Source organism: Mesorhizobium sp. B2-2-4, assembly GCF_006442375.1.
GTDB lineage: Bacteria > Pseudomonadota > Alphaproteobacteria > Rhizobiales > Rhizobiaceae > Mesorhizobium.
Genome location: NZ_VFWB01000002.1, coordinates 625,511 through 648,021, shown reverse-complemented (window position 1 = coordinate 648,021; position 22,511 = coordinate 625,511). Strand labels below are relative to the sequence as shown.

The following is a 22,511-nucleotide window of genomic DNA, read 5'->3' as shown; positions in this document are numbered from 1 at the left end:
AATGGGCGAGGTGCAGGACAGGATCCGCATTAACGTCGGCGACATCACCAAGTTGGATGTCGACGCCATTGTCAACGCGGCCAATTCCTCGCTGCTCGGCGGCGGCGGGGTCGACGGCGCCATTCACCGGGCGGCGGGGCCGGAACTCCTCGCCGAATGCCGCACGCTCAACGGCTGCAAGACCGGCGATGCAAAGTTGACCAAGGGCTATCGGCTGCCGGCCCGCTACGTCATCCATACGGTCGGTCCAGTCTGGCAGGGCGGCGGCAAGGGCGAGGCGGAGTTGCTCGCCTCCTGCTATCGGCGTTCGCTCGAAATCGCCGCCGAGAAGGAATGCCGCTCGGTCGCCTTTCCGGCGATCTCGACGGGCATCTACCGCTATCCGAGGGATGAGGCGGCAGCAATTGCAGTCGGCGCCGTAAATAGCTTCTTGAGCGGAAATACGACGCCGCAGACCGTCATCTTCTGCTGCTTCGACGAACAAATGGCCGAACTATACCGTGAGGCCGTTGCTTCCTCGAGGCGAACGCAGTCTACGGAGGTTTCATGTTCACAAAGATCCTGATCGCCAACCGAGGCGAGATCGCATGCCGGGTGATCCGCACGGCGCGCAGGATGGGGGTGCGCACGGTTGCCGTCTATTCCGATGCCGATGCGAAATCCCTGCATGTCGAGATGGCCGACGAGGCGGTACATATCGGTGCCTCGCCTGTCAGCGACAGCTATCTGCGCGGCGACAAGATCGTCGCGGCCGCCTTGGCGACAGGCTCGCAAGCCGTTCATCCCGGCTATGGCTTCCTGTCGGAAAATCCTGATTTCGTCGACCAGGTGGCGGCCGCGGGGCTCACCTTCATCGGCCCGTCGGCGGCCTCTATCCGCGCCATGGGGCTGAAGGATGCCGCCAAACGGCTGATGGAAAAGGCCGGCGTGCCCGTCGTGCCGGGCTACCATGGCGAGGCGCAGGAGATCGTGATCCTGGCCTCCAAGGCACGCGAAATCGGCTACCCCGTGCTGATCAAGGCGCGGGCCGGCGGCGGCGGCAAGGGAATGCGCCGGGTCGAGCACCCCGATGAGTTCTCCGAAGCGCTGTCCAGCGCACGACGCGAGGCGAAATCCGCTTTTGGCGACGACCGTGTACTGGTGGAAAAATATATCGACAAACCGCGCCACATCGAGGTGCAGGTTTTCGGCGACAATTTCGGCAATGCCGTCCATCTGTTCGAACGCGACTGCTCGGCGCAGCGACGCCATCAGAAGGTTATCGAGGAAGCCCCCGCCCCCGGCATGACCGAGGCGTTACGCAAGGCGATGACCGAGGCGGCGGTGAAGGCCGCCAAGGCGATCAGCTACTGCGGTGCCGGCACCATCGAATTCATCGTCGATGCCTCGCAAGGCCTGACGCCTGACCGCTTCTGGTTCATGGAGATGAACACGAGGTTGCAGGTCGAGCACCCGGTCACCGAGATGGTCACCGGCACTGATCTGGTAGAATGGCAGTTGCGGGTCGCATCCGGCGAGAAGCTGCCGAAAACGCAAGGCGAGATAAAGCTAGCCGGCCACGCCTTCGAGGCGCGCCTCTATGCCGAGGATGCCGCAAGGGAGTTTCTGCCTGCGACCGGCACGCTGCATCATCTGAAATTTCCCGACATGGTTCCCCAAGGGGCCGCCATGCGTGTCGAAACCGGGGTGCGGGCCGGCGACGCCATTTCTCCCTATTATGATCCGATGATCGCCAAGCTGGTGGTGCATGGCGGGGACAGGCCGGCTGCGCTGGAGGCACTCGGCGCGGCGCTTGCGCGAACCGAAGTCGCCGGTTCGATCGTCAATACCGCCTTCCTCGCCGCGCTGGTGACCGATCCGGACTTTTCGGCGGGCGACGTCGATACCGGCCTGATAGGCCGCCACCAGCAGGCGCTGACCGAGATTGCGCCGCCGAGCGGCGAAACGGTCGCGGCCGCGGCCATAGCGGCCTCCGGGGCGGGCGCGCTGCCGGCATCGGACGATCCATGGTCGTCGCTTGCCGGCTACACGCATTTCCATGGCATGGCACGACAGATCCGGCTGAAGTTTGGCGAGGACGATATTCTGGCAAGGGTTTCGGTACGACCAGACCGGCGTTCCCAGGTGACGCTCCATGCACCCTATGACAGCGCCAATTCGCATGACCTTCGCGCCGTTCCTCGCCTCGCCCGCTGGCCAGGCCACATCACGATATTCGAAGGCGCGGCCGGCTATACGTTCGCGGTGCCGGACCCGTTGGCCAGAGGCGATGATGCGGCGGCGGCGTCAGGCAGTTTGCGCGCGCCGATGCCGGGACTGGTCAAGCTTGTGCGGGCGACAAAGGGCGATACGGTGATGAAGGGGCAACCGCTGCTTATTCTCGAGGCGATGAAGATGGAGCACACCATCGCCGCGCCGCATGATGGTGTGATCGCCGAGATCGCCACCGAGGGCGCGCAGGTTACCGACGGCACTGTGCTGGTGCGGTTCGAGGATATGCAAGGCTGACAGCCTCGCTGCCGGATGCCAAGCGTCCCTGTCCTGCCGGACAGAGAGAGGCGCCGTAGAATGTCGACCGCCGTTATATGTCCATGGCAAGACACACAGGCAGAAATGAAATGGCCGGGACGAGCCCGGCCATTTCATCGATATAGGCAGCGATTACGGCTGGATCGGCGCATACTTGCCGTCGTGCCACTGGTTGATGTCGTAGCTGGCGTTCTTGAGGTCGCCCTTCTCGTCGAAGGTGACATTGCCGACAACCGTGCTGATTGGCTGCCCGTTCTTCAGCGCCTCGGCGACCTTGGCCGGATCATCGCTGCCGGCACGCTTGATGCCTTCCGCAAAGGCCTGGATCGTGGCGTAGGAGAATAGCGTGAAGCCTTCCGGCACGAAACCGCCGGCTTTGATCTTCTCGACGGCTGCCTTGGCTTCCGGCTTTGCCTGAGGATCCGACGGGAAGACGAACATGGTCCCTTCGCCGGCCGGGCCGGCAACCTGCCAGAATTCCGGCGAGGCTATCGAATCCGGCATGATCAGCTGGAACTTGATGCCCTGTTCCGCCGACTGGCGCAGGATCAGGCCAGCCTCCGGGTGGTAACCGCCGAAATAGACAACGTCGGCCTTGAGGTCCTTGAGCTTGGTGACGAGCGCCGAATAGTCCTTTTCGCCGGCATTGATGCCTTCATAGTCCACTTCCTTCAGGCCGCCGGCATTCATCGTGGCCTTGACCGCATCGGCAACGCCCTGACCGTAGGCACTCTTGTCATGCAGGATGACGACGTTCTTGCCGGCATACTTCTTCGCGATCCAGGGGCCGATGAAGGCACCCTGCGCATCGTCACGCGTATAGAGGCGCATGATCGTCGGCCAGCCGGCCTTCGCTGCGGCGTCGGTCAGCACCGGGTTCGAGGAGGCCGGGCTCATCATCAGGGCACCGGCTTCGGCATAGACGGCGGAAGCCGGAATGCTCGAACCCGAGCAAGCGTGGCCGTCGATGAACTTGACGCCATTGGCGACGATACGGTTGGCGACCGAAACCGCCTGCTTCGGGTCGCACTGGTCATCCTCGATATCGAGCTTGATCTGGCGACCGTCGACACCGCCGGCGGCATTGATCGCGTCGGCGGCAGCCTGCGCGCCCTGCTTGAACTGATCGCCAATGGTGGCGAGCTGTCCGGTCATCGGACCGACCACCGAAAAGGTGATGTCGTCGGCATAGGCGACCGGCGCGCTCATCATCAGGCCGAAAATGGCCGCGTTCAAAATACTCAATTTTTTCATTGCGGTATGACTCCTCCACTCACGCGCGGCCGCCCCGGCCACGCTTCTTCCAGAGAGGCGGGACAATTTCATCCTTCGTGTGGCCTGTCTAGGCGCATTGGCGGCGCTCGATTAGGCCTGCGAAGCATCTCTGGAGCAAAAAGGCAAAAGCCGCGCCGGCCTTGTTCCGGCCGGTCGCGGCTTTGCCTGTCGAGCTGTTCCTCAAGCGCCCCCGCACTCGAACCCAACTCGCCTTCCCTGTCTTCCTGCTGGCCCTGATCCTACCGAACATCGGATCATGGCCGCCGCGCCGCTGGCCCTGTAGGGCGTGCCGCGTTCTTGGTTTTGTCGCGTGGCCGTCTTACCGCGGCCTTGTCCTTGCCTGGCGGACCAGAAGGCCGCCCTGCCTTATCTCTAAATTCAGTGCATCGTCATCCATTCGCGGGCTTCGCGCAGCGCCTTGGCGATCTCGACCTTCGACATCGCAGCCGACAGTTCCGAACGCAATTCCGCAGCGCGGGCCGAACCCTTGATCGCGGCGATGTTGAACCATTTGTGGGCGGCGACGACATCGGTCTCGCAATCGCGGCCCGTCGCATACATCATCCCCAGTTCGAAAAGAATGTCGGCCTGGGCAGTTGCCCCCATGGCGCCGAAGCCTGCTTCAAGCATTTCAAAACGTGCCATTTTCAATCCTCTCTTCCGGCCCTGTCTGGCTCCCGAGAGCTGCCTCCGTTTGTCTGCCCGGGCTGCTCTTTCGATGCTTTCGAGAATGCCGCGCAGGCTTGAATCCGTCGTTAAATGGCGTGCTTAATTTGAGGAAAACAAAGCTAAAACAATAGGTAAACGTGGAAATTCGTTAAGGATACAAAGCCAGCGATTCAGCCGGATAGCGCCAAATTTGACGAAAATTTTCGCGAGCGGAATCAACACTCCGCTAACCACGCGAAACAAACGCCGCGCATGCATGCATTCATTTCCCTGCCGACATTGCTTCCGTCGGCGCTTCTGAATTGCCAAAGCTTCCGCTGCGGCACCGCTTTTGTTTTGCGGGGAGCTGGATTAGCTTACGTTTGCGTAAGCGGCAGACCGGCGAGGCGGAGCCTCCTGCCGGGTATCCAAGGGAGGAAAGATGTTTCGAAAACCAAGCCTGGCCCTGGCGGCCACTTTGATCCTGACCGGTGTGGCCTGGGCCGATCCGATCGAGGGAAACTGGAAGACGCAGGCCGGCGATACCGCGGCCATCGGGGGCTCCGGTTCATTTTCCATCACGCTGAAGTCTGGCAAATATGCCGGCAAGACCATCGGTTCGCTCAAGGCGTCCGGCGACAACAAATACGCCGGCAGCATAACCGACCCGGCAAACGACAAGACCTATTCCGGCAAGGCGACACTGTCGGGCACCTCGCTGAAAATGAGCGGTTGCGTGCTCGGCGGGCTGATCTGCAAGAGCCAGACCTGGACTAGACAGTAACTCTGCAGGGGCAGTACGACAACGTAAAACAGAAATGCTTCTACGTCGATGACGATAGGAATGGGGTGATCATCTCCGGCCCCGACCAGATTGACAGGAGGACATGCGACGGCGCAATGCGCACGGCGAAGAAGGCTATCTGGGCAACGAAGATTGAGCTTAGAAGATATTGGCGATATGTGCTGAGCGAACAATGACGATGTGCCTGTGGCACGGTCTTGAGACGCGCGCACGGCCGTGTTCAGCAGCGGACTGATTACGCCATGGCGTCGCACGATAGCGTCACCGCCCTCGTCTATCTACGGCCAAAGTGGGATAGCCGTCATCAAACTACGGTTGGCGTGTCTGAAATTGTCTAACTGTCCCGCAAATCCGTAGACTGCCTTTTCGCCGTGCAGATAGTTATTGCGCAGCCGGTGTATTATCAGCAGCAATGCAATGAGACGTTGACGGCCATCGACAACAGCCCCTTCAAAGACCGGCTTTACGTGTTGCTGCCATGCCTGATTAGTCAGTCGAAGGTCGTGGAAATGCTTAGTCTGATAGCCGCCCTGGTAAAATCGATCTTGGTAGTACACCAAAGCTTCTGTGAAGACCACGGAGTTTGGATTGACGACCGGGGCCAGGCCATTCACGGTAGCTATTATAGAATTCACATTTGCTGCCTTGCCGGTAGCTGAAAGCTCGAAGAGGCCCCACAACACCGGAAAGTCTCTTATCGCAGTCTTCTCTGCTGCCGATAACTTCGACCACCCGAAAGCATTCTTGCTAAGCCAACCTCCGACGTTCATCTCGACACCCGCTCAACCTCTCGCTCTTCCTTTTTTTGACGCACCTTTGGGAGTTGCAGACTTAGACGCGGCTTTGGTGGCTGCGCGTTTGGGAGCGGCTGCTGTGGGTTTGAGCGTGGGTTTGGCGGCTGTGGGTTTGGACGCGGGTTTCGCAGCGGCTGCCTTGGGCCCTGTCGCGATCATGGCGTTGGGCTTCTCAGGACGAAGCTTGTACGCGATCCTTTGCTCGGTTGTTCTCGTCAGCACATCCCCGCCCCGCATCGTAATGTTTTTAGCCGATTTGCCGGTTCGTGACGGCCCCGGCGCAGGAGGGGCTGGCGGCGGCTCTGGAGGAACGGAAGACGTCACTGCCGGAGCAACGGGCGACGCAACTGCTGCGAATTCCATCGGTGCCGGGAGGCTGTTTTTGAGAACCTCTTCAGTTGTCTTTAGATGCTCGACAACTGAGAACTTCGTGAACCGAACCATGAAGAGCCCGACCACAAACAAAACGACACCGGGAGGTGCGTCTGAAAGGCTCGTTTCGAACCCGACCATCTTTGCTACGAAGGAAGTCTTACCGAGCGCCCCATAGAGAGCGAGAGCCCCGCCGACAACTATCGACGTAAAGCCCAGAAACAGACCGAAGACTGAGTAAGCGAACTTCAGTTTTATTCCAAGTCGATGGATATCGTCCGCCACATCTCACCCCCTGCCCTCGGGATTTCAATAGCATGAAGTCGACTCGATAAGACAGGTATCATGCTGATTATGCACACCTTGAGGTTGGTCGATGGGCGTAAGGGCGGACGGCTGTTTATGCGAACGCTTGTCCGAGAAAGTGAACTGACATTAGGTATCGGACATTTTCTAAAAAAATCTGTTTCGGTATTTGCGTATAGAGCCCAGCCTCTTCCCCCCGTGGCCCCTTAGGAAACCTCAGGGTCCTCTCCTATCCCGCGTGGCCACTGCTACGGCTTTGGCTCAACCCGTCTGGGTGGACGGACAGGTACTTTGCCCGTGTTTCGCGTCGTACATGTCGTACATTCTGCAAAATAAAAGTCTGATCTGGCACAAGCTCTGATCGACCCCATCCTTGCGACATGAAAACGGGGGGCCCCGTTTTCGTTTCATGATCCTGGCATGCTGTGCCGGCAGCCATGCTCCTTATGGCCAGCGCCGCCTCAAAATCCATCAACCGATTTGAACGGCAGATGAACGTCCGCATCAGAGCCGGTTCAGTCGTGCCCGGGCATTCTCCTGCGTGTTGAAGGAGACACGACCAATGCTCGCCCGCCGCTTCACCATCGTCTGCCTGCTGGTGAGCCTGTTTGGAATGTTCTTCGCCATCCTCGTCGCCGAAGCGGGCCGTCAGGCCCGTTCCTGGGACGAGGCCAGTTCCAGAACCTGCCGCCTCGCCTGCCCGACCACCCTTCGCCCCTGAGACAGAAACCAAAGACCTGACCAAACCAAGACCTCGAAAGAAAAGCAAAGACCATGAACCGCATCGCCGCCAACCTCTTCAAAACCGTTCGGCTTCTGCCGCGGGCGGCGCTCATCCTGGCGTTTCTTGCCGCGCCGGTCCTGGCCGTACCGATGATGCGTGCCGATGCCGGTTCCACGATCGACGCGCCAGCACTGAAGAAATCCGGCGTCGGTTTCGTGCTGCTGGTCAGCCTGCAGCGCGGATAAATTGCGCCTTCGATCGGGACACCCCTCCCAACCGCCTTTCCAAATCTCTATATTGAGCCATGGAAAAGCGAATCTATCCCCAAGCCATCGAATCTGTCGTCATGCCCGAGCCTTTTGGCCGGCAAAGCTTCGACACCGCCGAAAAGGCCGTCGCGGCGCTGCAAGCCCTTTATGACCGCAACACCAAGTTCCTGCGCGACTCCTTCGCGGCGCTTGCCGCCGGCGGCGACAGCAGCAAGCGCTACCGCGCCTTCTACCCGGAGATCGGCGTCACGACCAACTCGTTCACCCAGATCGATTCGCGCCAAGCCTATGGCCACATGCCGACGCCGGGGCATTTTTCCACCACCATCACCCAGCCGAGCCTGTTCGAAAGCTATCTGGTCGAGCAATTGCGTCTGATCATGCGCAACCACGGGGTCGCGGTCACGGTCTCGGAATCGACAACGCCGATCCCGCTGCATTTCGCCTTTCTCGAAGGCACCCATGTCGACGGAACCGCGGCCGAGCGTATCCAGCGGCCTATCCGAGACCTGTTCGACGTGCCAGATCTCGACGGTACAGATGACCAGATCGCCAACGGTACGTTCGAAGTGGCGTTCGGAGAACCAAGGCCGCTGGCGCCCTTCACCGCGCAGCGGATCGACTATTCGCTCCACCGCCTGTCGCACTATACCGCGACCACGCCGCAGCATTTCCAGAATTTCGTGCTGTTCACCAACTATCAGTTCTATATCGACGAGTTCGTGGCGCGCGCCCGTGACCTGATGGAGAATGGCGGCGGCGGATATGCCGAATTCATCGAACCGGGCAACGTGGTCACCAAAGCCGGGCAGAGCGCCCCGAGCGAAGGGGTGGCGCCGCAGCGCCTGCCGCAGATGCCGGCCTACCACTTGAAGAAGCCGAACCATGGCGGGATCACCATGGTCAATATCGGTGTCGGACCCTCCAACGCCAAGACGATCACCGATCATATCGCTGTGCTGAGGCCGCATGCCTGGGTGATGCTCGGCCATTGCGCGGGCCTGCGCAATACGCAGGCGCTGGGCGATTATGTGCTGGCGCATGCCTATGTGCGCGAGGATCACGTGCTGGACGACGACCTGCCGGTCTGGGTGCCGATCCCGCCGCTGGCCGAAATCCAGGTGGCATTGCAGGAAGCGGTGGCCGAAGTCACCGGCCTGTCCGGGTACGATCTCAAGCGCATCATGCGCACCGGCACTGTCGCCACCATCGACAACCGCAACTGGGAACTGCGCGACCAGCGCGGACCGGTGCAGCGGCTTTCGCAGTCGAGGGCGATCGCACTTGACATGGAATCGGCAACGATCGCGGCCAATGGCTTCCGCTTCCGCGTGCCTTACGGCACGCTCTTGTGTGTCTCCGACAAGCCGCTGCATGGCGAACTGAAGCTGCCCGGCATGGCGACCGAGTTCTACAAGCGACAGGTGGCGCAGCACCTGACCATCGGCATCCGGGCGATGGAAAAGCTTTCGGAAATGCCGATGGAGCGGCTGCATTCGCGCAAGCTCAGAAGTTTTTCGGAAACGGCCTTCCAGTAGCCGATCTGCGCGCCGCCAGAGCCATTCGCCGTCTTGCCGGCGATTTCGCCATCTTGCGCGCAATTCGCTATCTTGATTGAGCCGCATTTTTGCCGATAACCGGGCGAGGACCATCGCTGGCAACTCATGCAGATCTGATCCGATGAAACGCAGTCGAGACATGGCGGCTTCACTGGTATTCACCGTGATGATGACGCTCTCGGTCGCGCTGGTGGCCGGCTTCTTCGGCGCCTTGCACCCGGCGCTCGATTCCTTTTCGCATTTCCGCATCCACCTCGCCGTGCTGATGGCGGTTTGCGCGCTGCCGCTGCTGGCGACATCGTTTCGCCTGCAAGGGGCCGCGGCTCTGGTTTTTGCCGTGGCCGCTCTTGCGACCGCTTCAACCGCCTTGCCTCGGCCGTGGCCGGTTCAGGCGGTCGCCAAACCCACCGACCAGGTAGTCTACAGCCTGCTGCAGATGAATCTGCGCTACGACAACCCGACGCCGAAGAAAGTGCTGTCACTGATCGGCCGGACCAATCCCGACGTCATCACCCTGGACGAGGTGTCGGCGATGTGGGCGACGGAGCTTGGCTACATCGCCAGCGCCTATCCATACCGGATCCTCTGTCCTTATCCCAACGGCGTATTCGGCGTCGCGCTGCTCTCGCGGCGACCCTTTGTCGCCGGAACCGCGCCACATTGCGAGCTCCGGGGCGCAATGGCCATTGCGACCATCGATTTCGGCGGCAGGAGCGCCGACGTCGCCGCCATCCACCTCAGCTGGCCGTGGCCCCGGGAGCAGTATTGGCAGATCGGCGAACTCTCGGAGCAGCTTTCATCGCTCGGCCAAACCGCCATCATGGCCGGCGATTGCAACGCGGTGCCATGGAGCGCCGCGGTGCGGCGCGTCGCCGCTCTCGGCGGACTGACCGTCATGCCGTCGGCCGGGTCGACCTGGATTCACCGGAAGCTGCCGGACTTCCTGCGCCGCTATGCAGGCCTCCCGATCGACCAGGCGTTCAGCAAGGGCGGCGTGACCATTCTGTCGTCAACGCGACTGGAAGATACCGGCTCCGACCATCTTCCCGTACTCGTGGAGTTCTCGCTTCGCCCCGACGACAGGCTGCCCCATGACGAGCATGAGAGCGCGCTCGCGGCGAGCGACCTTCAAAACAATCCGCGCGGTTGATGCTTCGGCATTCTCAGGGTTTGGTCAACGCTTCGACAAGGTGCTCGACAGGCCCGCCGCCGCGATGCTCGCGCGCATCGAAAGCGTTCTGCCTGGCTTCGTATTCGACATAGATGGCCTTGATCCGGCGCCGCGCCTCGAGATGCGTGCCGGTGCAGAACCAGTTGTCCGGGCGCCGCAGGCCGGCAAGCGCGGCCTCGGTGGCCCGCATCATACGCCTCGCGATACCGCCATGCGTCTGCTCGTGCTTGCGAACGCCGATCATGAAACGGTCCCAACGTTCGCGCAGGACAGGGCTTGCCGACGAGAGCCGCGGGAAAGTGTAGGTCAGGTTGAGCGTCCCGTTGGCCTGCCGCAGATGGCAGGCTCCATCCTCCCGGACAATATCGAGATCCCAATGCACGGCGTAACCGGTTTCGGCGATGGCGCGCGTCATATAGCCGTGCTTGGGTCCCAGCCGGTCCATCGCCTCGACAAGGGCGGCTCCGGTATTTCCAGCGACATCGTAGGTGCGGATGTGAACGGTGAGCTTTGTGCCCGCCGACGCGGCTGATGCGCAAAGCAGCATGAAGGCCATGGCGAGCATCGTGGGGCTGGTCAGGCGCATGTCCGCCTCCTTTGTCGGAGCCGAGCAGACCACACTCGGCGGAAGGCTTCAACGGGCTTGATCGAGGCAGGCGGTCGACGGCGACAGACAAGTCCGCCGCTGCTCGCATGTTCTTCGTGACGGCTTGGCCCGGCACGGCTCACATGTTCTGATAGACCGGGCCTTCGCCACCTTGCGGCGGCACCCAGTCGATATTCTGGTTCGGATCCTTGATGTCGCAGGTCTTGCAGTGGACGCAGTTCTGCGCGTTGATGACGAAGCGCACGTCCTTGGCCGCCGGATCGGCAGCGGCATTGCCGTCCTTGTCGACCCATTCGTAGACGCCTGCAGGGCAGTAGCGCGTCGAAGGTCCGGCAAAGACGTCATGCTCGGAACGCTTCTGCAGCTCCATGTCCGCCACCAGCAGATGCACCGGCTCGTTTTCCTCGTGGTTGGTGTTGGACAGGAACACCGAGGACAAGCGGTCGAAGGTCAGCACGCCATCGGCCTTGGGATAGTTTATTTTCTTGTGCTTCGCGGCGGGCTCTAGCGTGGCGTAGTCGGCCTTGCCATGCTTCAGCGTGCCGAAGGGCGAGAAGCCGAACAAAGTGTTCAGCCACATGTCCAGGCCGCCGATGGCGACGCCGGCGATGGTGCCGAAGCGCGACCACAGCGGCTTGACGTTGCGCACCTTCTTCAGATCCTTGCCGATGTCTGTCGCCCGCCACGCGGCTTCGTAAGCGGAGAGCTCGTCATTGGCGCGGCCGGCGGCGATTGCCTCGGCGACATGCTCGGCCGCCAGCATTCCCGACAACACGGCATTGTGCGAGCCCTTGATGCGCGGGACGTTTACGAGCCCGGCGGCGCAGCCCATCAACGCGCCACCCGGGAAGCACAGTTTCGGCACCGACTGCCAACCGCCTTCGGTAATCGCGCGCGCGCCATAGCCCAACCGCCTGGCGCCCTCGAAAGTACCGCTGATCGCCGGGTGGGTCTTGAAGCGCTGGAACTCCTCGAACGGCGACAGCCAGGGGTTCTTGTAATTGAGGTGGACGACGAAGCCCACCGCCACCTGATTGTCGTCCAGATGATAGAGGAAAGAGCCGCCGCCGGTCTTGAGATCGAGCGGCCAGCCGAAGGAGTGCTGGACGAGACCCGGCCTGTGCTTCTCCGGCTTGACCTGCCACAGTTCCTTGAGGCCGATGCCGTATTTGCCCGGCTCGCGGCCCTCGGAAAGCCTGAACCTGGCGATCAACTGCTTGGCGAGCGAGCCGCGCGCGCCCTCTCCGATCAGCACATATTTGCCCATCAGCGCCATGCCCGGCGCGAAACCCGGGCCGTGTGTGCCATCCTTTTCGACGCCCATGTCGCCGGTGACAACACCGGTGACGGCGCCTTCCTCGTTATAGAGCAGGCCGGCCGCGGCGAACCCCGGATAGATTTCCACGCCGAGCGCCTCGGCCTTGGCGGCCAGCCAGCGGCAGACATTGCCAAGCGAGACGATGTAGTTGCCGTGATTGTTCATCAGAGGCGGCATCATCATGTTGGGCAGGCGGAAAGAGCCGGCGGGGCCAAGCACCAGGAAATGGTCCGCCGTGACCGGCGTTTTGAATGGATGGTCTTGTTCGTCGCGCCAGCCCGGCAGCAACCGGTCGATGCCGATTGGATCGACGACGGCTCCTGACAAGATGTGGGCGCCAACCTCACCGCCCTTTTCCAGCACGACCACGGAAAGCTCGGGATTGACTTGCTTCAGGCGGATGGCGGCGGCGAGGCCGGCCGGGCCCGCACCGACGATCACCACGTCGAATTCCATGCTTTCGCGTTCGATATCGCTCATCAACCCCTCCGCACTGGCTTGTCGCTATTGCGCGTATCTTGCTGGCTCATGCGCTGCATAGCGCATCAAGTCGCGACAGGAAACCGGCGCGTCTGTGACAACGCGGATTTGGCCAAAAAGTCGCGCATCGTGCCGAAGGACACCCGTTTTGCGCCGGCCTGCCCGCAACGCGTACGTTTTTAATTGTTCGACGGCTTGCTTATCGGCCATACTTCGCACCATGCGCATTCCTGGGCCAGCCGGCTTCTCATCAACGCGCTTCCCATCGACGCCCGGCAGGGCCTGCCGGGCGTTCCTTTCGGCCCTCCCCCTGCTGGCGCCGGTCCATGCCTTTGCAGACGAGGTGAAGGTCTGGGCCACCGGTGCCTACTCCTTCTCCGACGAGCTTGGCGGGTTCGAAATCACCGGCGCTTCCGGCACCGGCACCAAGGACGATCCGCTCGTCATCACCGAAGAGCTGAATTCAGCGACGCCGGTGACGTTGACCATCCGTGCAACCAAGCCGATCCAGGCGTTCGGCAAGGCGGGCGAGTTCGCCAACGGCATCATGTATTTGCGCTTGGACGTGCTCAACAACAGCGGCCAGGCCTGGATCGAATTCCAGTTCGAGCTTCAGGAGGTCCTGAATCAGCCGAGCGTCTTCGGCGACGGGCTTTCGTTCGACCAGCGCAACAAGACGCCTGACAATATCTGGTCGAGCAATTTTGCCGATTTCGACCGCGATTTTGAACCGTATGACCGTCTGCTGTTCAAGAACGGCAAGGTCGACCCGCTAAAGACCGCCAGGTTCGAATTCCTGATCACCGACTATACGCCGCGCTGGACCTTTTATCTGGTGCAGGACCCGCGCATACCGACGGGTTAGGTTGCGGTGAGCGTATGACGCTGCCACAGACAGGCCGTCATTGCCCGGTTGTGCCAATGTCCCCAATCACCAACTTGCAATATGCGACCAGTCGAACGATGGTGGCGCCATGACTGCCGCTTCCCCAAACAGCCGACCTGATATCGCCGAGCTGCTCGCCTTCTATGCCAGCGCGGGCGTCGACGAGGCGTTGGAGGACGCGCCGGTGAACCGCTTCGCGGAAGCCGCGCCCAAGCCGGCGGAGCGGATGCCGGCTGCCGCGCCGAGCGATAGCAGAGCACCGGAGCGGCCCGCCCAACCGCGTCTCGATGCGAACGCCGTGCCTATCGCTCCGCCGGCGCGCCCGCCCATTTCGGCGGTACCCGACGAGGCGCAGGCGGCGCTGGCGCGTGAATTGGCCTCGGCTGCCTCGACGCTGGACGAGCTTCGCCAGCACATGTCGACTTTTGACGGCTGCAACCTGAAGTTCACCGCCAAGAACCTGGTCTTTGCCGACGGCAACCCGGATGCATCGGTGATGCTGGTCGGCGAGGCGCCCGGCCGTGACGAGGATATAGAAGGCCTGCCCTTCGTCGGCCGCTCCGGCCGGCTGCTCGACCGCATGTTGGCCGCGATCGGGCTAGACCGGACATCCGTCTACATCGCCAATGTCATCCCCTGGCGGCCGCCGGGAAACCGCACGCCGACGCCGCACGAAACCGAGATCTGCCGGCCGTTCATCGAAAGGCAGATCGAACTGGTCAAGCCGAAGGTGCTGGTCAATCTCGGCGGGCCCTCGGCCAAAACCCTTCTGAATACGAGCGAAGGCATCTTGCGGCTGCGCGGCAACTGGCGCGCCCACACGACAGCGTCCGGCGTCGTTATTCCGGCGATGCCGACGCTGCACCCGGCCTATCTACTGAGGACGCCGGCGCACAAGAAGCTGGCTTGGCGGGATTTTCTCGAGGTGAAGGCGAAGCTAAGAGCGCTCACCTCTCCATGACCTCGCGGGTAATTGAAATGCGCCTGCCGTCGCCCTAACCATGCCCTCATGATATCTCCTCAAACCTCCGCCGGCAGCCTCATCCGTGAATGGCGCACGCGACGCCGGATGAGCCAGCTCGACCTCGCCACGGAAGCCGATATCTCGCAGCGGCATCTGAGCTTCGTCGAGAGCGGGCGGGCCGCGCCGTCGCGCGACATGGTGCTACACTTGGCCGAGCAGCTTTCGATCCCGCTTCGCCAGCGCAACCAGCTCTTGCTGGCGGCGGGCTTTGCGCCGAGCTTCAGCGAAAGGCCGCTGACCGACATTTCGCTGGCACCGGCCATGGCGGCGGTCGAGACGGTGCTTCGAGGGCACGAGCCGTTCCCGGCGCTCGCGGTGGACCGGCACTGGAACCTCGTTTCGGCAAACGCTGCCATTGGGCCGTTCCTGGCCGACGTTTCCGAGCCCTCGCTGCTCAAGCCGCCAGTCAACGTGCTGCGGCTCAGCCTGCACCCTGGAGGTGTCGCGCCGCGCATCGTCAATCTCGCGGAGTGGCGGGCGCACCTGCTGGAACGCCTGAAGCACCAGAACGACGCGTCAGGCGATCCGGTGCTGATCGAACTGGAGCGTGAGTTGCGCGGTTATCCCTCCGGCCTGAAGAGTGGGCGGCCGGCGCGGGTCGAGCCGAGCGGCATCGTGCATCCGCTGCGGCTTGCCCATGGGGATCAGGTGCTGTCGTTCATCAGCACCATCACCGTGTTCGGCACGCCGCTGGACGTGACGCTGTCGGAGCTGGCGATCGAGTCCTTCTTTCCGGCCGACGAGCAGACGCGGACGGCGCTGGTAAGATTGGCGAAAGAGCGGGCCTAACGGTGCTGATCACCCCTGCGGCGGGGCGGCCTTGCGCGTGCGGGTGCGTTCCAGGCCGAGTTGACGTTCGCGCCAGATGATGAAGATGCCGGCGGCAACGACGATCAGACCGCCGGTCAGCGTGTTCAGCGTGGCGACATCGCCGAAGACGAGATAGCCGACCAAGACGCCGAGGATCATCGAGGTGTATTCGAACGGCGCCACCACCGATGCCTCGGCATGGCGGTAAGCCGAGGTCATCAGGATCTGGCCAAGGCCGCCGCAGAAGCCGGCGGCGACAAGAAGGACCGCCTGCCCCGGCGTCAGCGCCTGCCACCCAAACGGCAGCGACAGCAGCGCCATGACGCTCGCGGTGACCGAAAACCAAAGCACGATCGTGGCGGTGCGCTCGCTTTGCACGAGATTGCGCACGAGCAGCATGGCGACGGCCGAAATCGCCGCCGCTATCAATGCCGCGATGACGCCGAGCACCTCCTGGTCATCGAGCGCCTCGCCGGAACTCAGGAGCGTCAGCTCCGGCCAGGAGATGATCAGCACACCGACGAGGCCGACGGCGACCGCGCTCCAGCGATAGACACGAATGGCTTCGCCGAGGAAAATCGAGCTGAACACCACCACCAACAGTGGCTGGGCGTAATTCAGCGTGATTGCTTCTGGCAGCGGCAACCGCGTCAGCGCGAAGAAGCCGAGCCCCATGGCGCAGACGCCGACGACGCCGCGCGCGATGTGGTTGAACGGACGGCTTGTACTGAAAGCCGTGCCGAGATTTCCCTTGAAAGCCAGAAAGGCAATGATCGGAAAGATAGCGAAGAAGGAGCGGAAGAAGACGATCTGTCCCGCCGGCACAGTGCCCGCCGCCTTGATGCAGGTCGACATGCCGACGAAGACCGCCACCGAGACGATCTTCAGCATAATGCCGGTGAGCGTGTTGTGCCCTACGGTATTGTCACTGTTGTCGCGGCCTGCTGTCACGCTCCCGCCGCTTCCCGCGTGGTTGCCCAGGTGCGCGCCGGCGTTGCCGGTCTCTCGATATGCCTGACGTCGTAGACGGCGGCCATGACTGCCTCGCGATGCTGGAAAGGAAGGTCTGAATAGACCTTGTCGCAGTTTTGTCGAGCCGCCGGTTCGTGTAAAGAGCGCGGACTTCAAAATTTTGGACGGGCAGGACAGGCCCGGAAAGACAGGAACCAAGGAATGCGCACCGACACTGGCCAGGTCTTCAAACTCGAAGACTATCGCCCCAGCGACTATCTCATTCCGGAAACGAACCTTGAATTCCGTCTTTCGCCAGGCGCGACGATCGTCACGGCAATTTTGACCGTCGAGCGCCGGGATGGCGTCGCGGCCTCTACGCCGCTTGTGCTGGATGGCGACGGGCTGACGCTCAGGCGCGTCGAGATCGACGGCAGGAAAGCCAAGCCGACGGATTTTGCCGTGACGCCCGACCGACTGACCATCCTCAGGCCCCCGGCGGCGCGTCGCTTTCGGCTGTCGATCGAGACCGAGCTGGCGCCGTCGGGCAATGAAGCGCTGATGGGCCTCTACCGCTCAAGCAACGTCTATTGCACGCAATGCGAAGCAGAGGGCTTCCGCCGCATCACCTATTTCCTCGACCGCCCCGACATCCTTTCCGTCTACACCGTGCGGATCGAAGCCCGCCGCGACGAGGCGCCGCTGCTTCTGTCCAACGGAAACCGGGTCGACAAGGGCGATCTCGGCGATGGCTGGCACTATGCCATTTGGCACGATCCCTTCCCCAAGCCATCGTATCTGTTCGCGCTGGTCGCCGGCAATCTCGGCCGGGTCGCCGACAGTTTCGTCACCATGTCCGGCCGCACGGTCGAGCTCGGCATCTATGTCGAGCCCGGCAAGGAGAAGCTCGCCGGCTACGCCATGGATGCCTTGAAGCGATCGATGCAATGGGACGAGGAGGCATTCGGCCGCGAATACGACCTCGATGTCTTCAACATCGTCGCCGTGTCCGACTTCAACATGGGGGCGATGGAGAACAAAGGCCTCAACGTCTTCAACGACAAATATGTGCTGGCCGACCGGGAGACCGCGACGGACGCCGATTTCGCCAATATCGAGGCGATCATCGCGCATGAGTATTTCCACAATTGGACAGGCAACAGAATCACTTGCCGCGACTGGTTCCAACTTTGCCTGAAGGAAGGGCTGACCGTTTATCGCGACCACGAATTCTCCGCCGACCAACGTTCGCGTGCGGTCAAGCGCATCGCCGAGGTACGCACGCTGCGCGCGCATCAATTCCCCGAGGACCAGGGGCCGCTGGCGCATCCGGTCAGGCCGCGCCGCTATCGCGAGATCAATAATTTCTACACGGCGACCGTCTACGAAAAAGGCTCGGAGGTGGTGCGCATGATCCGTACCATCCTCGGGCCTGATAGCTTTCGCGCCGGCATGGACCTCTATTTCGAGCGGCACGACGGCACGGCGGCGACGATCGAGGATTTCCTGACAGTGTTCGAGGAGGTGTCCGGCCGCGACTTGTCGCAATTCGCGCTCTGGTACCATCAGGCCGGCACCCCTAACCTGGCGGTGAGCTCGACCTATAACCGGGCGGAGCGGGAATTCACTCTGGAAATCGAGCAATCGGTGCCGCCGACCCCGTCGGAAAGCCGCAAACGACTGATGCACATACCGCTCGCCTTCGGTCTGATTGGCGCCGGTGGCGAGCCGGTCGCCTATGACACGGTCGACGGCGCCAGCGTCGAGGACGGCATCATCCACATCCGCAAGCGCCGGCATGTGGTGCGCTTCTCAGGCGTCGCCGAGCGTCCGGCGGTTTCGCTGAACCGTGGCTTCTCGGCGCCGATAACGCTTGCCGTCGAGCAGAAGACCGATGACCAATTCTTCCTTGCCGGCCACGACAGCGACAGCTTCTCGCGCTGGCAGACCTTCAACACGCTGCTTACGGATGCATTGATCTTGGCCTTCCGCCAGATTCTCGACGGCGCCGAGCCTGGCTTCACCGCGCGGCTGACCGAGCTTGCCGGCAGGATCGCGAGCGACGAGACGCTGGAGCCGGCCTACCGGGCGCTGGCGCTTTCGCTTCCGGGCGAGACCGACATAGCGCGCGACATCGGCAAAAACATCGAACCCAACGCCATCTTCGCTGCGCGCGAGGCGCTGGCGCTGGCAATCGCCAGGGCTAGCCGCGACGCGTTCGCCGGCCTCTACGAGCGGCTTGCCGACGCCGGCCCGTTCAGCCCGGACGCAGCTTCCGCCGGACGGCGGGCGCTGCGCAACGTCATGCTCGATTATCTCTCGCTGCTGTCAGATGGCGCCGGGCTTGCGGCGGAGCACTTCCGGTCGGCCACCAATATGACTGACCGCGCGGCGGCACTGACCGTGCTCGCGCACCGCCACCATGGTTCGCCGGAGGCAAACAAGGCACTGGCGGCTTTCGAAGCGACATATGCGTCCGACCCGCTTGTGATGGACAAATGGTTCCAGATTCAGGCCAGCGTACCCGGTCCGCAGGCGGTGGAGACGGTTCGCGCCCTGACCACGCATCCGGCCTTCTCGATGGCCAATCCGAACCGGGTGCGCTCGTTGATCGGCACATTCTCCAGTGCCAACCAGACCGGATTCCACCGCGCCGACGGCGAAGGCTACCGATTCTTCACGCAGACCGTGCTCGAGGTCGAAAAACGCAATCCGCAGGTGGCGGCAAGGTTGGCAACGGCGCTCCGGTCGTGGCGTTCGCTCGAACCTGGCCGGCAGGCCAAGGCCAGGGAAGCGCTGCTTTCGATTGCCAATGCCGAAAACCTGTCGGCGGATTTAAGCGATATCGTCGAGCGTACGCTGGCGTGAGCCAGACCCAAGCGGCCACCATGGTGGTCGGCGGCAATGCCAAGGCAACGCCACCGGCCCGTCAGGCTGTGCTTCTGCTGCTCGAACGGATTCCCGCCTCCCTACGCGGGTATCAACATGGCGATGCGATGCACGCCGACCTCGGCGCTCGTATTCGTCGCCTCGTCGGTCTTGCCCTTGGCGCAAGTGTATATGTCGCCTTCCTTGAGCTTGAACTCCTTGTCGGCCTTCTTGATCGTGAATTCGCCCGCAGTGATGGTGCATACCATGTCGTTGTCCATCACCATCGCCGGCGCATGTGTGCCGGGCTGAAACACGACATCGACGATTGAGATGCTTTTGTAGGCAGGAATGTCTGAGTTTCCCGTGCCTACCTCCACCACTCTGATGCCGGGCGCAATCTCGTTGCCCTCCTTCGGGCCGTATGTCCTCGTTTTTACCGACGCCGCCAGGGCGAACAAAGGCGTTACCGCTGCCGCTGACACGCCGAGAGCAATTGCAGTTCTGCGATTCATGCTTTCCTCCCGATGTGCAATCCCGCACGGAATATGCGTGATTTCTAATATTATTCCCTTTCCACGGTAATCGCCATCGCATGCCTCTGCTCGGTTGGCGGAAAAGCCGCTATTTTAGTCGATTTTTAATCTTTTTTCGCCGGACCACTGGACAAGGCGAATCACCTTTGATTCTTTAATGGCGATTCGGAAGTGCGGCGTTTACCGGATCATCAAGCATAGGCAAATCGGGGAGTGCCATTTATGGCGAAGGCGGACGCGTGGGGCGCGCCCGGAGGGATAGCTTTTGCGCGTCGCGAGACGCCGCGAGGCGACGGCCTTGCCGGGAATACGCGGCTCATCGCCGAACCGGCCTACAAGCGGCTTCTGGCGGCGGAGCCATTGCTGCGCCGATCGATACCGGCTCTCATCGTCATCTTCCTGATCGCGATCGCGGCGCTGCGCGTCCTGTCGCTGATGAACGAACGCGACGATATCGAGCGCAACGCCAAGGCGATCCTGATGCTGGCGTCCGGTCAACTGGCGAGTTCGCTGGCCATCACGTCCGACACCGCGCCGGGCGCCATCCAGGACCTGTTGGAAACGACCAGCCGCCAGGGCGCGATGAGCCGCGGCCACGTTCTTGTCATCACCGACAGCGCCTTCAAGATCACCGCGGTGACGCCGCGCTCGATGTCCTGGCAAGGCCGTTCGCTGGATAGCCTCGCCCAGGGCGGCCAGCCTCTGTTCATGTTCGGCGACCGCGCCGGAGTGATGGAGGTCGATATTGGCGGGCAGGACTGGTATGCAGCGGTCAGCCTGACGAACGGTCGCAAAGGCGCGGCAGCGGCGCTGGTGCCGCAGGACGCGGTTTTCGACGCCTGGCGCAAGACAGTCTCGCTGAATGTGACGCTGTTCGTACTGACGGCCGGCGTGCTGATCATCATCCTCTATGCCTATTTCGGCCAGGCGGCGCGCGCGCAGGCGGCCGACCGCATCTATCTCGAAGCGCATCAACGCATCGACATGGCGCTGGTACGCGGCCGCTGCGGCTTGTGGGACTGGGACATGGTGCGCGGCAAGATGTATTGGTCGCGCTCGATGTACGACATGCTGGGCTACGAGCCATGCGACACGATGCTGTCCTTCGGCGAGGTCGACGAGATCATCCATCCCAATGATGGCGACTTGTTCCAGCTCGCCAACAAGATCGTCGCGCGCGAGATCGATCATATCGATCAGGTGTTCCGGATGCGGCATGCCGACGGGCAGTGGGTATGGATGCGCGCAAGGGCGCAGGTCATGGATCCGGAAGCACCCGAAATCCAGTTGATCGGCATCGCCGTCGACGTCACCGAGCAGCGTCACCTGGCGCTTCGTTCCGAGGCAGCCGATTTGCGCCTGAGGACGGCGATCGAGAACATCAACGAGTCCTTCGTGCTGTGGGATGCCGCCGAGCGGCTGATCATGTGCAATTCCAAATACCAGAAGGACAATGGCCTTTCGGACCGTGACGTGATGCCAGGCGCCGTGCGCGCCACGTTGGAAGAGCGCATGCTCGCTTTCGCTTCCGATCGGCGGCTTGCCAACAGCAATGGACCGCAGGGCGGCGCGACGTTCGAACGGCAGCTGGCCGACGGCCGCTGGTTGCAGGTCAACGAACTCAGAACCCGCGACGGCGGCATTGTCTCGGTCGGATCCGACATCACCCAGATCAAGCTGCATCAAGAAAAGCTGGTCGACAGCGAGCGCCGGCTGATGGCGACCATACACGATCTCAGCCTCGCCCGCCGGGCCGAAGAGGAGCGCGCGCGCGAACTGGTCGAGCTCAACCGCAAATACATGAAGGAAACCGAGCGCGCCGAAGCGGCGAACCGGGCCAAATCCGAATTCCTGGCCAACATGTCGCATGAACTGCGCACGCCCTTGAACGCCATCATCGGCTTCTCCGAGCTGATGGAACAGGGGCTGTTCGGCCCGCTGGGATCGGAGCGCTACGAGGAATACGCCACCGACATCAACAGCAGTGGCAAATATCTCCTGGGCGTCATCAACGACATTCTCGACATGTCGAAAATCGAGGCCGGCCAATTCTCGCTCGACCGCGAAGAGATCGATCTCGGCCCGCTGATCAGCGAGACGGTCAGGGTCGTCTCGCTGCAGGCCGCACAGAAGGCGATCACCGTGGAGACCCACATCGCCGACGCGCTGACGCTGTTTGCCGACCGCCGAGCGATCAAGCAGATCGTCATAAACCTTTTGTCCAACGCAGTGAAATTCACCGGCCAAGGCGGCCACATATCGGTCAGGGCCCGCAATACCTCAGGGGCGCTGGTGCTGACGATCGAGGATAATGGCTGCGGCATCCCGAAGGAGGCGCTCGGCAAGCTCGGACGGCCCTTCGAACAGGTGCAGAACCAGTTCTCCAAGAGCCATGCCGGGTCCGGCCTCGGCCTCGCCATCTCGCGCTCTTTGGCCGAACTGCAAGGCGGTGCCCTGAAAATCCGCTCAACCGAAGGTGTCGGCACGATCGTGTCGGTGCGCATTCCGGTGAAGAAGGCGACGCCCGTGGTCAAGGTCGCGGCTTAAGCAACGGGCTCCGGCGATGTCGCCGAAGCCCG

Annotated in this window: 20 protein-coding genes; 12 read left to right on the top strand and 8 right to left on the bottom strand. The window is 62.2% G+C overall.

Translation table 11 applies throughout. The features are described from left to right. Position 1: 1 nt before the first annotated feature. Together FJ959_RS08155 and FJ959_RS08150 are read left to right on the top strand one after the other, a co-directional pair. Positions 2-565 carry an O-acetyl-ADP-ribose deacetylase gene (locus FJ959_RS08155; protein ID WP_140517990.1) on the top strand — a complete coding sequence of 188 codons (564 nt, stop codon included), beginning with the start codon at positions 2-4 and terminating at the stop codon, positions 563-565. Continuing rightward, on the top strand, positions 547-2,508 hold the full coding sequence (locus tag FJ959_RS08150; protein ID WP_140520703.1) for an acetyl/propionyl/methylcrotonyl-CoA carboxylase subunit alpha: 1,962 nt from the start codon (positions 547-549) through the stop codon (positions 2,506-2,508). Before FJ959_RS08155 ends, FJ959_RS08150 begins: the two co-directional genes overlap by 19 nt. A 153-nt stretch (positions 2,509-2,661) precedes the next feature. Here the strand turns inward: FJ959_RS08150 and FJ959_RS08145 are convergent, their stop codons facing one another. Further along, positions 2,662-3,783 carry a branched-chain amino acid ABC transporter substrate-binding protein gene (locus FJ959_RS08145; RefSeq protein ID WP_140494645.1) on the bottom strand — a complete coding sequence of 374 codons (1,122 nt, stop codon included), beginning with the start codon at positions 3,781-3,783 and terminating at the stop codon, positions 2,662-2,664. A 399-nt stretch (positions 3,784-4,182) separates the two neighbouring features. After that, a complete protein-coding gene (locus FJ959_RS08140; protein ID WP_010915070.1) occupies positions 4,183-4,449 on the bottom strand; it encodes a sel1 repeat family protein in 267 nt (88 codons plus the stop codon). 445 nt (positions 4,450-4,894) lie between these two features. Here FJ959_RS08140 and FJ959_RS08135 point away from each other — a divergent pair, with 445 nt between their 5' ends. Further along, positions 4,895-5,236 (top strand): DUF2147 domain-containing protein, encoded by a 342-nt coding sequence (locus tag FJ959_RS08135; RefSeq protein WP_140629425.1) that lies wholly within the window; start codon positions 4,895-4,897, stop codon positions 5,234-5,236. A 299-nt stretch (positions 5,237-5,535) separates the two neighbouring features. Here FJ959_RS08135 and FJ959_RS08130 read toward each other — a convergent pair whose 3' ends face one another. Both FJ959_RS08130 and FJ959_RS32460 read right to left on the bottom strand, forming a co-directional pair. Further along, positions 5,536-6,027, bottom strand: a complete 492-nt coding sequence (locus FJ959_RS08130) for a hypothetical protein (protein WP_140629424.1) — start codon at positions 6,025-6,027, stop codon at positions 5,536-5,538. Positions 6,028-6,039: 12 nt separating this feature from the next. Further along, positions 6,040-6,708 carry a hypothetical protein gene (locus FJ959_RS32460; protein WP_140629421.1) on the bottom strand — a complete coding sequence of 223 codons (669 nt, stop codon included), beginning with the start codon at positions 6,706-6,708 and terminating at the stop codon, positions 6,040-6,042. A gap of 583 nt (positions 6,709-7,291) precedes the next feature. Between FJ959_RS32460 and FJ959_RS31595 the strand changes: the two genes are divergently transcribed. From FJ959_RS31595 to FJ959_RS08110, 4 genes are all read left to right on the top strand, one after another. Continuing rightward, positions 7,292-7,450, top strand: coding sequence for a hypothetical protein (locus FJ959_RS31595; RefSeq protein WP_181171930.1), 159 nt, complete (start codon positions 7,292-7,294; stop codon positions 7,448-7,450). Between the two features lie 53 nt (positions 7,451-7,503). Beyond that, positions 7,504-7,698: a hypothetical protein gene (locus FJ959_RS08120; protein ID WP_140494649.1), complete on the top strand. Its 195-nt coding sequence runs from the start codon at positions 7,504-7,506 to the stop codon at positions 7,696-7,698. Positions 7,699-7,799: 101 nt separating this feature from the next. After that, complete coding sequence (locus FJ959_RS08115; protein WP_224617604.1) at positions 7,800-9,260, top strand: AMP nucleosidase; 1,461 nt, start codon at positions 7,800-7,802, stop codon at positions 9,258-9,260. A 160-nt stretch (positions 9,261-9,420) separates the two neighbouring features. Continuing rightward, positions 9,421-10,431, top strand: coding sequence for an endonuclease/exonuclease/phosphatase family protein (locus FJ959_RS08110; protein ID WP_246678905.1), 1,011 nt, complete (start codon positions 9,421-9,423; stop codon positions 10,429-10,431). Positions 10,432-10,444: 13 nt separating this feature from the next. On the opposite strand, the gene FJ959_RS08105 is transcribed toward FJ959_RS08110, so the two are convergent. Further along, entirely contained in the window at positions 10,445-11,038 is a 594-nt protein-coding gene (locus tag FJ959_RS08105; RefSeq protein WP_140567710.1) for a DUF922 domain-containing protein, read from the bottom strand. Positions 11,039-11,177: 139 nt separating this feature from the next. After that, positions 11,178-12,857 carry an electron transfer flavoprotein-ubiquinone oxidoreductase gene (locus FJ959_RS08100; RefSeq protein WP_140517983.1) on the bottom strand — a complete coding sequence of 560 codons (1,680 nt, stop codon included), beginning with the start codon at positions 12,855-12,857 and terminating at the stop codon, positions 11,178-11,180. Positions 12,858-13,077: 220 nt separating this feature from the next. On the opposite strand from FJ959_RS08100, the gene FJ959_RS08095 reads away from it, so the two are divergent. The 3 genes from FJ959_RS08095 (at position 13,078) to FJ959_RS08085 (ending at position 15,556) form a co-directional block, all read left to right on the top strand. Next, the gene (locus FJ959_RS08095; RefSeq protein ID WP_140517982.1) at positions 13,078-13,722 is read left to right on the top strand and encodes a hypothetical protein; all 645 of its coding nucleotides are present in this window, start codon (positions 13,078-13,080) and stop codon (positions 13,720-13,722) included. A gap of 109 nt (positions 13,723-13,831) precedes the next feature. Beyond that, a complete protein-coding gene (locus FJ959_RS08090) occupies positions 13,832-14,704 on the top strand; it encodes a uracil-DNA glycosylase (RefSeq protein ID WP_140629415.1) in 873 nt (290 codons plus the stop codon). Positions 14,705-14,752: 48 nt separating this feature from the next. Continuing rightward, entirely contained in the window at positions 14,753-15,556 is an 804-nt protein-coding gene (locus FJ959_RS08085) for a helix-turn-helix transcriptional regulator (RefSeq protein WP_140559443.1), read from the top strand. 9 nt (positions 15,557-15,565) lie between these two features. Here FJ959_RS08085 and FJ959_RS08080 read toward each other — a convergent pair whose 3' ends face one another. Further along, positions 15,566-16,468 carry a DMT family transporter gene (locus FJ959_RS08080; protein ID WP_224617863.1) on the bottom strand — a complete coding sequence of 301 codons (903 nt, stop codon included), beginning with the start codon at positions 16,466-16,468 and terminating at the stop codon, positions 15,566-15,568. A gap of 282 nt (positions 16,469-16,750) precedes the next feature. Between FJ959_RS08080 and pepN the strand changes: the two genes are divergently transcribed. After that, on the top strand, positions 16,751-19,396 hold the full coding sequence (gene pepN, locus FJ959_RS08075) for an aminopeptidase N (RefSeq protein WP_140629412.1): 2,646 nt from the start codon (positions 16,751-16,753) through the stop codon (positions 19,394-19,396). Positions 19,397-19,497: 101 nt separating this feature from the next. Here pepN and FJ959_RS08070 read toward each other — a convergent pair whose 3' ends face one another. Next, a complete protein-coding gene (locus tag FJ959_RS08070; RefSeq protein ID WP_140629410.1) occupies positions 19,498-19,911 on the bottom strand; it encodes a hypothetical protein in 414 nt (137 codons plus the stop codon). A 243-nt stretch (positions 19,912-20,154) separates the two neighbouring features. On the opposite strand from FJ959_RS08070, the gene FJ959_RS08065 reads away from it, so the two are divergent. Further along, positions 20,155-22,479: a PAS domain-containing sensor histidine kinase gene (locus FJ959_RS08065; protein WP_140629408.1), complete on the top strand. Its 2,325-nt coding sequence runs from the start codon at positions 20,155-20,157 to the stop codon at positions 22,477-22,479. Positions 22,480-22,511 lie beyond the last annotated feature (32 nt).